The sequence below is a fragment of the Levilactobacillus fujinensis genome, from assembly GCF_003946335.1.
Lineage (GTDB): Bacteria > Bacillota > Bacilli > Lactobacillales > Lactobacillaceae > Levilactobacillus > Levilactobacillus fujinensis.
Window position 1 is genome coordinate 12246 of sequence record NZ_RHNX01000029.1, and the last position, 12120, is coordinate 24365.

Sequence of the window (12120 nt, forward strand, 5' to 3'; positions counted from 1 at the left end):
AGCTGGAGTCACGTGAGGAGGTGTTGACGAAATGTCTAAACGAGATAATACAGCATTGGCACGGTTTATAACGTCGCTAGGTAGTCTAAATGATTATGGGAGTACCGTTGCTCAGACGAAACAGGCACTAGATTTGAAGTCGTCACAACCGTTGAATCAGAGTGGGGAAGACATCGCCATTTTTCAAGACGCACTGGGGGGGATTGCGGCAGTGAAACAGACTGGTTTTTCCGTCGCTGGCATTATCGCCATCAATTGCGCGTTCACGACACCATCGGTTGAGCAGCCAACGTTACCAGGTCACTTACGAAATGGGTTTTATAACGCAGATGACCGCATTGCAATCACGATTGATTCGCGGGCAAGACTGAGTTATTTTCCACCGGAAGTCGTCACTCAAGCAAATCTCCAAACGATTGTGACAGCTTTTCAGGAGTCAAAGCAAGATGAGGTAGCAGCTTGGCGCGTTTTCGCTGACCTGGCAAAGCTACAGCCATTTCAGGATGGGAATAAGCGGACCGCCCTGATTGCGGCTAACGCGGCGGCGAATACCTGGGCACACGAAAACTATTTGGTATTGCCATTTAATGATCTCGACCGCGTGGATTTTACGACGGCGCTGATGCGCTATTATTTGGCAACAGATAAATCTGCGTCCCAACTGGCTTTTGATCGGATGATGGCGGTCTTACCGTCGAATCGTGAGCAGCAACTCCACCGGCCAATCTCGTCCACAGAGGATGCGCGACCGCAACAGGTACGGATCAAACCGATGCTACGTAAGGGTTGAGGGATAGCATTTACCTAGTATGAGATTACATGGTAAAATGTAGCTTTAAACGTGTATAATCGAATGGAATTATAGTTGAGAAATTACCGTCGTCAACCAATAGTTGGCAGCGATATCGTTGAAGCCAGTAAGCAACAAGTTAAGAGGTAATCGGTTAAGCATGGATAATAATGTACTGACAGACCACACACCACCACAGAACCTCGATGCCGAAAAGGCCGTCCTCGGGGCGATCTTTTTGAGTACCGATGCCTTGGTAGATGCGCTGGAATATCTGGAACCGGAGGACTTTTACCGCCGGGAACACCAGATTATTTTCCAAGCGATGATTGATTTGAACGACCGCGATGAGGCCATTGACGTGGTTACCATTACGGACCGGTTGACGGCGAAAAACGAGTTGGAAGATGTGGGTGGGATCACTTACATCGCTGACTTGGCTGGTGCCGTGCCGACCGCGGCCAACGCGACCTACTACGCAAAAATTGTGCAAGAGAAGGCCATTTTACGGCGGCTGATTCAAACGGCCACCAACATTGTCACCCAGGGGTACCAACAGGACGAAGACGTCTCTGACTTGCTCGACAATGCTGAACGCGACATCATGAGTGTTGCCGAGACTCGGAACCAATCTGGATTCAAGCCGATTCGTGACGTGTTGAACTCCTCCTTTGAAGAAATCAATAAACTGTCCGAGCAAGGTGACGTCATCACCGGGCTGTCGACAGGTTACGCCGAATTGGATAAAATGACGACCGGACTGCATAACGACGAATTGATGATTCTCGCTGCTCGTCCAGCCGTCGGGAAGACCGCGTTTGCACTGAACATTGCGCAAAATGTGGGGACCAAAACGGACAAGACCGTCGCTATTTTTAGCTTGGAAATGAGTGCCGAGTCGCTGGTCAACCGGATGTTGTGTGCGGAAGGGTCGATTGATGCCAACCATTTGCGGACGGGACAACTGTCTGAAGAAGAGTGGCAGAACCTGATCGTCGCCATGGGCAGTCTGGCTAAGGCCAGCATTTATATCGATGATACGGCCGGAAATAAGATTACGGAAATTCGGGCAAAATGTCGCCGACTCGCTAAGGAAAAGGGCAACTTGGGGTTGATCGTAATCGATTACCTGCAACTGATCGAAGGGACCAACCACGAAAGTCGACAGCAAGAAGTTTCCGATATTTCTCGGCAACTGAAGAAGCTCGCCAAGGAACTGCATGTGCCCGTTATCGCGCTATCGCAACTCTCACGGGGAGTCGAACAGCGGCAGGATAAGCGGCCAGTATTGTCTGATATCCGGGAATCTGGGTCGATCGAACAAGATGCCGACATCGTCTCCTTCCTGTATCGGGATGATTACTATGAACGTGAGGGTGATGAGGATGGCGGTGGCGACAACAGTGACCCCCGTGATGATGGCGACCAAGATGTCGGCGAAGTCGAAGTCATTATTGAAAAGAACCGGTCGGGTCCTCGGGGCACGGTCAAATTGCTCTTTGTGAAATCATTTAATAAATTTTCGTCTGTCGCGTATACACCGGACCAAAATTAAGCGTCATTGTGGAGGAGTCTGAGGACACACCCGTTAGAACCAAAAAAGCGTATAAATTTATCCGGATGAATTTGATATTAATCAATTTACGGGGCATCATCATTATGGTTAACGTTATAATTAGAGGATAAATAGTGTTTATACGCAAAATTCATAGGAGTGTGCCAGAAAGTTCACACTTTCATCATATTTTCCGATTAGTATATGAAATATAGAAGTTAACCAATCGGTTGCTTCTACCAAAGATTAACAATCTTTTTTCATGTACTCCTCCTCCCCTGGAATAATGAAAAAATAGTTAACGTCATTCTTATATAATGACGTTACCCCTACTCCGATGACCATCGCTTTCCCCGAGCGGTGGTTTTTTTGTGTCTACAGAATCTAAAATCGAGCCTGGAGACTCAGCATTTTCGAGGCTTCAAGTTGTGTTCGCACCGATCCAGCCCATATCTGCTGGCCGGTAAGGCGATGGTTGGAAAACGTTGCCCAATTTTAGACCCAGTATCGTGGTAACAACGGTCATAATGTGTGTTTTGGAACTTTCAACCTTAATGCTCGCCAGCTAATCGCCTTTTTGTCCCACGCTCTGGTTAGGTTGCTTCGTGAAATTAGGCGGCCTAAATGCGGACTGCTGTGGGTTCATGAACGCACTGTGTATTTAGCAACGGCGACAAGTTAGGCCACCGGCCAATCCAGGTGCACGCATAACGCGTCAGGTCGAAGAATAGCGTATGGTGTATTGAAAACTAGTGGTCGGGTGTAGGTGTGCAGTGTGCGGTGCTAAGGGGGAATCGTAATGACCGTAATTGGACTTTTTCGCACAAATCGACGTCGGTTTAGTTTAATTGTGGGACTCATTATTTTGTCAACAATTGGCATGACGTTGGGGAGTTATGTCTTGACGTATGCAATCAATGGCTTAAAAGCGGGTCGGATTGACTTGTTCGCATGGAATCTGGTGGCCATGATTAGCAGTATGCTTGTGGGATTTGGCAGTGACACGCTAGGAAGTTACTTATTTAGTCGACAGACTCAGCAATACTTACATGTGATTCGGGAAAGACTTGTCCGCGGGTTTCTGGTATCCGGGAACCAATCAACGGCTAAAATGCAGAACACGTTAACGAATGACTTGAGAATTTTAGCGGCTGATCGGGCGCATAGCTGGTTGACGCTATTTACGCAGTCCCTCGGTTTTGTGTTTTATAGTGTGGCACTGCTTACCTTCCATTGGTCGTTGTTAGTTCTGGTTTTAGTTCTGACTGGAATCATGTTGTGGGTGCCAAGGTTTTTAACCGCGCGCTTACAGGTGGCAACTAATCGGGTCTCGACGAGTAACAATGCCTATTTGGAATCGATTAGCCGGTGGCTGGGTGGCTTAGCCGAAATCAAGCGGTATGCAGCGCAGTCCAAGCTCTTTAAGGTGCTCCAAAATACCGGCCACGATTTGGAAGACAGTACCGTTCATCGCACCGCGACGATTTCCCAGTTGGACATAGTCAACATTACGTTCAATGTCTGCTCGCAACTGATAATTTTATCGTTTGTTGGTTTTCTGATTACGCAAAAGATGGTGATGTTTGGGGTTATTGTGAGTGCGGGAAACTTCACCAGTTTAATCTTCGGTAGTGTCGTGCAGATTTCAAATGCGTTAGGGACTGCGAAATCAACGCAGATCTTGAGCCGTCAAGTTCAGACGCAATTAGACGCTGTGCCGGAAGTAAAAGCGACTGCGGATACGACAGATTTACCAATCATTCAGAGTATCGTGGGGCAAGGACTGTGCTTGAAGTACGCTACGGATGAGGTGATTACATATCCCGACTTTGTTATCCGTCGTGGCGAGAAGATTCTGCTGACGGGAGATAGTGGGAGTGGCAAAACAACCCTTTTTAAATTAATTCTAGGCGAGTTACAGCCGACCCAGGGGAGCATTCGCTTTTTAGACAAACAGGGACAACCAATCGAGAGGGTCCCCGAGCTATTTGGCTACGTGCCGCAAGAATCGGTCTTGTTCCCGGTAACAATTGGCCAAAATATTACGATGTTTGATTCAAAACTGGACGATCAGGTTCCTAATATCGTCAGAGATGTGGCCCTAGACGGTGACCTGGCGAAAATGGCAGCCGGTATCGATACCGTCGTGGACCTGAATAACCTCAACATCTCCGGTGGTCAAATGCAACGGATTGTTCTAGCCCGCGCACAGATACACGACTGCCAACTGCTGTTGATCGATGAAGGGACGTCGGCAATTGATCGGGCGAATACGTTGCGGGCGTTGCACAGCTTGTTGCGAAAAGACAACACGGTTATTTTTATCGCCCACCACTTTGATCAGAGCTTGGTCGACTTATTTGACCGTACGATTCAATTAAGTAAATAAGGATAAGAAAGCCGTGACCAGCAAAGAAGTGTGCAGGTCACGGCTTATTTTGAGTAATTCAGATGTTTCACATGAAACATTCTAAACTATTTTCTCTAAATTTAAACGTAATGCCCCAAAGCTAGCCGGAAACGTCGTCATCGCGGCGATATCATGGGGACCATCGGCTGTAACCGTGGTCACGCCACAAAAGTCCATTTTTAACCACGCGCAGGAATACCGAACAGCATTGGCAATGCCGGCCGCCTTGATTTCCGGTTGGTCAGCTCCCACTATGAGCAGGTAGACACGTTTACCTGCAAAGGGAAAGCCGTTGGTATAGCTGTCGAACCAGCGGTCCATGAAGACCTTCAGCGGAGCAGCCATGTCATACCAATAGACCGGGGTGGCGAGAACAATATCGTTGGCTGTCGCAAATTGGGCCATCAGCGATTCGTAGTCATCGGTAGGGTCTGCTTGCGGTCGGCCGGTGTCACGGTTGTCCTGAACGAAATTCAAGTGGTGATCCATGAGGTGAATCGTCGTGTGGGGAATATCGGTCAGCAGGCGTTCGCCCAAGGTTGCGGTGTTGCCCTGCTTGCGGGCACTAGCGTTAAATAGTAAGACTGTCATACACGTCTCCTCCTTAAAATCAGTTTAGGGAAAGCCACTGGCAAATGCAATTGACAACCCTCATGCAACGTCGTATAGTGTGCGGGGTCGTGGTCAAACGTGTTCGACATGGCCGAACCCCCGACTTAAACGGGAGGTATTTCAGATGAAAACAGTTGTCATTACTGGCGCCACGTCCGGCATGGGCCTTAGCGCCGTCAAACTTTTTAGTCAGCGGGGGTGGCAGGTCGTCTTGGCCGACTTAAACCCTGAAAAGGGGGCGCAAACGGTCACGGCGCTCACGCAGGCCGGGTATCAGCACCTCTTCTTTCACGCAACCGATGTCAGTCAGGCCAACTCGGTTCAAGCGCTAGCCACCGCAATTAGTGATCACGGCTGGACCGTCGATAGTGTCATCAACAACGCCGGAATCTTTGTCCCCGGTGAACTCCACGACGTCGAAGAAAGTGCGTGGGACCGGATCATGGCGGTCGACGTGAAGGCAATTTACCTGACCAGTCGGGCGTTCGTTCCCGGCATGATTACCCAGGGTCACGGAACTATCGTCAATACGGGCTCCATTTCGGGCCTGCGTGGTGACTACAATATGGCTGCTTATAACGCCGCGAAGGGGGCCGTGGTCAATCTTGTACGGGCTATGGCACTGGATTACGGGAAATACAATATTCGCGTAAACAATGTCGATCCGAGCGCAACCAAGACGCCAATGTTCATGGCCAATCCGCCGGAGGTCGTAGCCCAATTCGAGCAGGCTAATCCACTCAAACGGATCGCCAAACCAGAAGATATTGCCCGCGTCATGTACTTCTTGGCGAGTGACGAGTCCGACCCCATCAACGGGGAGAACTTGCCGGTGTCAGGTGGTCTAGAACAGCATTCCGGACAGCCCGTGCAATAGGTTAGGCAATTTGCGAACGGCGAGCAAGTCGTTGTTCCCCTGACACTTTAAGGCTATAATTCAGATAGTGCCAGGAGGGAGCGAGCCGAGCTGTGAATAAGAAAATCAACTATCTTTTTTTCGTGTGGGGCTTCTGTGCCTTTGCCGCGCTGCGCTTTCTGGGTAACGTTCCCAATGGCAGTTGGTTAAAGATTGGTGTGTGGGCGGTCCTAATTATCTTCGCCGTGATTCTCGGCGTTGTTGATTATAAATATAAGCATAAATAGAGAGTGGGCTCAAAGGCGATTAACTGGCGAGCATTAAGGCTGAAAGTCAAAACGTTTGCGTTACTCTTGCGACCGTAGAAATTATCATGGCTAAATTAGTGAAAACAGTCGCACTCCGGCTGCCAGGGATTCCGCTTGCTGTGGGGAACGCCTCCAGCCAAAGGACGGGCTTCTGGCTCGCCTGAAAGCCGCCAAGATCAGGCGTCTCCCAGGTCGTCCCAAGTTTAAGCACTGTAAATTCGGAGATACCAAAGGAGTCTGGGGGTGGTCCCAGGCTCCTTTTTGCATATGGTTGAAGCGGACCAAAAACAGCTGGTTCCGCTTAAAATTAAAGGTTAAAAGCCAAAATGTTCACCTTACTCTTGTGACCGTAAGAAGAGTCACCGCTAAATTAGTGACACTGGCTGCATGCCGGCTACCCGGGAGTTCACTTGCTGTGGGGAACGGTCTCCCGCCAAAGAACGGGCTTCCAGCTCGCCCGAACGCCGCCTTCTGTCCCGGACGGGTTACAAGCGTTCTTTCAATCGGGCTACTAAGTCAAGTAGGGCCGTTTCACCCGTCGCTAAGGCCGTTGCATCCCCGGGCGCCACGATACTCAAGCTCGCTAGCAATTGGTTGCGGTGGTTGCGTAAGCCGACAGCGACACAGCCAATGTGGGTGGCCTGTTCGCCGTGGTCGTATGCCACGTTATGCGCCATGATTCCGGGAAGTTCGGTACGGAATCGCTGCGCGGCAGGGGCCGAGACTGTGGTTAAATAGTGGTGTTGAAAGTCGGTCGTGGTGGCACTCAGCAAGAGTTTACCGGCAGCCGTGGTCGCCAGAGGGTCGTCCGTTCCGGGGGCTGCCGAGACGTGCTGGGGATGTGGTGCTTCAATTTTGGCTAGGTAGTGAGCGACGTCGCCACGGCGAACGGCCACGTGGACAGCAAGGTTGAGGTCGGTAGCCAGATGAATCAATTCAGGCTGCAACAGCGCCAGAAGCTGATCAGCTGGTAGGGCGTCGGCCAGAGCTAGGGCAGCACGTCCCAAGGAATAGGCCGTCGTTTGGGGGTTCTTGTAGAGGATCTCATCGGCAGTCAGCGTCGCCAAAATTCCGAATAAAGTCGTTTTGGGTAACTGAAAGACATCCTGGAGCGTTTTTAGAGACGTCTCTGGGTGACCGGCGATATAGTGGCAGATAGCAGTGGCCCGCTGAACGGATTGAATGCGTTTTGTCATAGTTTTCTCCTAAGTGGGGCTAGTGTTCTTGGAAGTCCCGTGCTAGAATTGATAAAGTCTAATTAAATTTTAATCTTAGATGACTAAAGGTGAATGGGCTTGAAAGCTGACTGCACGTGATTCGACGACGAGATTAGTGTCAAAGCGAGGTCGTCCGCGGTTTACTGACCAACAGAAAGCGTTGTTGACTAAGCACCATACATATATCTGACGGCTGATTAGGCAACGGGGTTGTCTTGTGGGCATCGTAAAAGGATGCCCATAAGGTGGCCCCCCACTTGTAGGCTGGCATTTGGCAGCTGTCGTGGAAAGTGCATGCGGGTCAGGTTACACAGGTTTATCTTTAGTTACGTAAGCCTAAGGAGGCGAGTTGGGTTGCAAGAGATCCGTTTACGCTGGTTATTGCTGGGTGCTTTGTTCAGCAGTATCGGCATGAGTTTTATTTGGCCGCTAACGACGATCTACCTCCACAATCGGTTGGGGGCGTCGCTAACGGTGGTTGGGGTGATCCTACTCCTATACTCCCTAGCAAATGTGTTGGGAAGTGTCCTGGGTGGTCGGCTATTTGACCGACTGAATCCGTACTATCTGACAATCGGTGGGGTGTGCGTCTCGCTGGCGACCTTGGCGGCTTTGATGGTCAATCACGGCTGGCCGGCGTTTCCAATCGCACTGATATTCCTGGGATTTGCCTCGGGGTGGACCCTGACGATGGTCAATTCGCTGGGGACCACGATTCACAGCCGCGATGGCCGCTACATCTTCAATATGCTCTACTTCGCGCAAAACTTAGGGGTCGTCCTGGGGACCGCCCTGGTTGGCTTTGTGTACGCGACGAGTGTGACGTTACTCTTTGGCATCGCCTTTAGCCTGTTCGTGTTCTTCTTTGTCGTGGTCGTCGTCTGCTACAAGGCACCGGCCGTGATGAATCGGCAGGTCGGCACCCAGGAAAAGACGGCCGTGCATATTGCGTTGCCCAACCGGCGGATCATGGGGACCTTTTTTGTGTCGCTAGTGGTCATCTGGATCATGTACGAGCAGTGGGTCTCCAACCTCTCCGTCTACATGACGGGGATGGGGATTCCGATGAAAGAATACAGCCTGTTGTGGACGTTAAATGCGGGTCTGATCGTCGCGTTTCAAGCCGGATTAAATTGGCTCGGTAACTACTTTAGCAATCTCTACTTACAGGTGTATGCTGGAATCTTCTTCGTGGCGTTGTCATTTGTCACGTTGATCTTTGCCAAGGACTACCTACACTTCGTGATCGCCATGATTATTCTTACGATGGGGGAGGCCACGGCCTTTCCCGCGATTCCGGCAATCGTTAACAGTTTAACGCCCAGCGTGGTCAAAGGAAAGTACCAGGGGATGGCGAACGCGTGGGCGTCTATGGGGCGGGCATTTGGGCCGCTCTTTGGCGGAGTCGTCATCGATAACTCTTCCTATACGTTGCTCTTCATCATTGCGGCGGTCGCTAATCTGTTGATTTTAGGACTCAACGGGTTAGTCATTTCCACGAACCGTCGTCACGTCGAAATTTTCAAATAATTTTGCTTGCATTTGGGTGTATAATTGGTTTAGAGTAACAACTAGGATTTTTAGGGAAATCGGGGAGAAGCAAAATGAAAAAGAGAGCACGGGGAATCAGCGGTCTGCTGATCGGCCTGGTTGCTGGGGGACTCCTGTTCGCTCAGACACCGCGCAATCAGTCGACCGTGACGGATTCGGTCGTTCAACCAACTTCTGGTCAGACGATGGTTAAATTGTCCAGTCAAACGGGGAAGGGTCACGTTCAGATCAAGACGCAAAAAACGACGAGTCAAGCGGGGAAGACGGTCAGTCGGCAAACGACAACGACGGCGACTACCCAACAACAGCATCAGCGCTGCGTGAATAAATAAAAAATTTTAGTCGATTTTTGGACATTTAAACACGACCTATACATTTGAGTTAACCTACGGCGACGCGGGTTAGCTCTTTTTTTGACGATTTTCCCCTGAAATATACATAAAAATGAATGTTTATAAAAGCATTGACATTAAAAATGAATGATGATAAATTAAATATCAATCAAACAGACGTTATCAAGAAGAGTAACTTCACCACAACAATCAAGCGAGCTTGGGACGATGGAAGCCAAGCGTGGACGGAGAAGCGAAGCGCATCTTGTAGTCGTGCCGGTGAATGTAGTAGCCGCCACTGGGTCGTGCCCATTACCGTACGGTGAGTTGGTCAGCGCCAACTCCACGAGAGATAAAACAAGGTGGTACCGCGAGCGAGTCGCCCTTGTTGACCTGAGGGGGTCAACGAGGACGGCTGGCTTTTTTTGATTCAGACAAACGAATGAGGGGTAATTAAAATGAAAAAATTATTGGGATTAGGATTTGGATTATTGGCAGTTGTTGCATTGGCCGGTTGTGGGACCACAGAAGCTCATAGTAGCGCGGACAAGGCATTGAACGTCACGATGGTTGGCAATCCCGCCACCGCTGACCCCGCCATTTCGGGGGACAGTAACAGTTCCAGCATGATCGGCCAGACTGAAGAAGGTCTGTATACGTTGAATGCGAGTGGTAAGGTGGTTGCTGGTGTGGCCGAAAAGGTGGTCAAGCCAACTGTGGGCGGCACCGTTTATACCTTTAAGATTAAGAAGAACGCAAAATGGCAAAACGGGGATCCCGTGACTGCCCAAGACTTCGTGACGAGTATGGATTGGCAGGTCAATCCCCAATCCAAGTCACAGGTCGCCAACAAGCTCCAGTACGTGAAGAACTACGCCGCCATTCAATCTGGCAAGAAGGACCCGTCGACGTTTGGGGTTAAGGCCTTAGATAAGAGTACCTTACAGATTACCCTATCGAAGCCGCAACCGTGGTTACCCGACATTTTAGCCACGGCAGTTTACCCCATCAAGACGGACCTCTTTAAAAAGTACGGGAGCAAGTATGGGACGTCTTCTGAAAAGACCATGTCCGAAGGGGCTTACAAGCTGGTCAACTGGAGCGGGGCCAACGATAGCTGGTCTTACGTGAAGAATGACCATTACTGGAACGCTAAGAATGTCAAAATCAAGAAGATCAACGTGCAGGTCGTCAAGGACCCAGGAACCTCGTCCAACCTCTTCAAGTCCGGTAAGGTCCAAGAAACCACGCTATCTGGTCAGTACATCAAGCAAAACGCCAACAATCCGGAGTTGACGACCACACTGAACAGCTCGATGCGGTTCCTAGAATTTAACGATAAACGGACAGTGACGCATAACACCAAGGTTCGGCAAGCCTTCTCCTACGTGGTCGACAGAAATGCGCTGACCAAGAACGTCTTACAGGATGGCTCTGCAGCCGCTAAGAGTCTGATTCCTTCCGGCGACGGCAATGATCCGAAGACGGGCGAAGACTTCTCTAAGGAAGTCGGAAACCTGGTGAGCTACGACCCCAGCAAGGCCACGAAGCTATGGAACGAAGCCAAGAAGGAACTCGGCATTAAGAAGGCGAGTCTGGAACTCCTGACGGCCGATACCGATGAACAGAAGCACACGGCGCAATATCTCCAGCAACAAGCACAGAAATACATGCCAGGCCTGACATTAACCATCAAGTCGATGCCATTAGCCCAACAGATCGCCAAGGGGGCAGCTGAAAACTTCGATATCGATTTGGACGGTTGGACCACTGATTTCCGGGACCCAGCAGACTTCTTACAAATGGCAGACGGCACGAGCTCGGTCAACTTCACTAAGTGGAACAACGCCCACTTCACGGATCTGATGAACGAAGTCAGCGACACGGCCAGCCACACCACGGAACAACGGTGGACGCTCATGAAGGAAGCAGACACCTACGTCACCAAGCAAGCGGGCTTAGTCCCACTGTATCAACAAGCCAAGGCCCACTTAGTCTCTAAATCCGTTGGTGGCTTGAAATATACCATGATGAGTGATGCGCAGTATAAGTATGCTTATTGGAAATAGAGTGCGGAGCGGGGCGCTTAGGTCCTGAGCATTAGTGGGAATAAATTTTCCGTTCGGCTATGCCGGACAGAAAATTTATTGTTACTAAGCGCAGGGACCTGCCCCGCGGAGCACGTTTCAGAAGCTGCCAGACTAGGGATGTCAACTACGAGTCCCAAGCTTAACGGTCTAAGGAAGTATCGCCTGAAAGTACCCGGTTGAGTACTGGGTCGGGTTAAGCGCAGGAAGCTGCCTTGTGGAGCACGTTTCAGAAGCTGCCAGATTAGGGATGTCAACTACGAGTCTCAAGCTTAATGGTCTAAGGAAGTCTCGCCTGAAAGTACTAGGTTGAGTACTGGGTTGGGTTAAGCGCAGGGACCTGCCCCGCGGAGCACGTTTCAGAAGCCGCCAGACTAGGGATATATCAACTGCGAGTCCCAA

General features: G+C 50.3%; 10 protein-coding genes. 8 read left to right on the forward strand and 2 right to left on the reverse strand.

All coding sequences use genetic code 11. From position 1 onward, the window contains the following. Window positions 1-31 precede the first annotated feature (31 nt). From EKM89_RS10310 to EKM89_RS10320, 3 genes are all read left to right on the forward strand, one after another. A complete protein-coding gene (locus tag EKM89_RS10310; RefSeq protein WP_125688287.1) occupies window positions 32-790 on the forward strand; it encodes a Fic family protein in 759 nt (252 codons plus the stop codon). A 160-nt stretch (window positions 791-950) separates the two neighbouring features. Beyond that, window positions 951-2345: a replicative DNA helicase gene (dnaB, locus tag EKM89_RS10315; RefSeq protein ID WP_125688289.1), complete on the forward strand. Its 1395-nt coding sequence runs from the start codon at window positions 951-953 to the stop codon at window positions 2343-2345. A 799-nt stretch (window positions 2346-3144) separates the two neighbouring features. After that, the gene (locus tag EKM89_RS10320; RefSeq protein ID WP_125688291.1) at window positions 3145-4734 is read left to right on the forward strand and encodes an ATP-binding cassette domain-containing protein; all 1590 of its coding nucleotides are present in this window, start codon (window positions 3145-3147) and stop codon (window positions 4732-4734) included. A gap of 81 nt (window positions 4735-4815) precedes the next feature. Here EKM89_RS10320 and EKM89_RS10325 read toward each other — a convergent pair whose 3' ends face one another. After that, a complete protein-coding gene (locus tag EKM89_RS10325) occupies window positions 4816-5346 on the reverse strand; it encodes a flavodoxin family protein (protein WP_125688293.1) in 531 nt (176 codons plus the stop codon). A 145-nt stretch (window positions 5347-5491) separates the two neighbouring features. Between EKM89_RS10325 and EKM89_RS10330 the strand changes: the two genes are divergently transcribed. Continuing rightward, a complete protein-coding gene (locus EKM89_RS10330) occupies window positions 5492-6244 on the forward strand; it encodes an SDR family NAD(P)-dependent oxidoreductase (RefSeq protein WP_125688295.1) in 753 nt (250 codons plus the stop codon). 92 nt (window positions 6245-6336) lie between these two features. Further along, window positions 6337-6510 carry a hypothetical protein gene (locus EKM89_RS14095; RefSeq protein WP_164510570.1) on the forward strand — a complete coding sequence of 58 codons (174 nt, stop codon included), beginning with the start codon at window positions 6337-6339 and terminating at the stop codon, window positions 6508-6510. A 506-nt stretch (window positions 6511-7016) separates the two neighbouring features. On the opposite strand, the gene EKM89_RS10335 is transcribed toward EKM89_RS14095, so the two are convergent. After that, entirely contained in the window at window positions 7017-7727 is a 711-nt protein-coding gene (locus tag EKM89_RS10335) for an IclR family transcriptional regulator (protein ID WP_125688297.1), read from the reverse strand. A gap of 375 nt (window positions 7728-8102) precedes the next feature. Here EKM89_RS10335 and EKM89_RS10340 point away from each other — a divergent pair, with 375 nt between their 5' ends. From EKM89_RS10340 to EKM89_RS10350, 3 genes are all read left to right on the forward strand, one after another. Continuing rightward, a complete protein-coding gene (locus EKM89_RS10340; protein ID WP_225421865.1) occupies window positions 8103-9278 on the forward strand; it encodes an MFS transporter in 1176 nt (391 codons plus the stop codon). A gap of 74 nt (window positions 9279-9352) precedes the next feature. Then, window positions 9353-9631, forward strand: coding sequence for a hypothetical protein (locus tag EKM89_RS10345; RefSeq protein WP_125688301.1), 279 nt, complete (start codon window positions 9353-9355; stop codon window positions 9629-9631). Window positions 9632-10089: 458 nt separating this feature from the next. After that, complete coding sequence (locus EKM89_RS10350) at window positions 10090-11700, forward strand: peptide ABC transporter substrate-binding protein (protein WP_125688303.1); 1611 nt, start codon at window positions 10090-10092, stop codon at window positions 11698-11700. Window positions 11701-12120 lie beyond the last annotated feature (420 nt).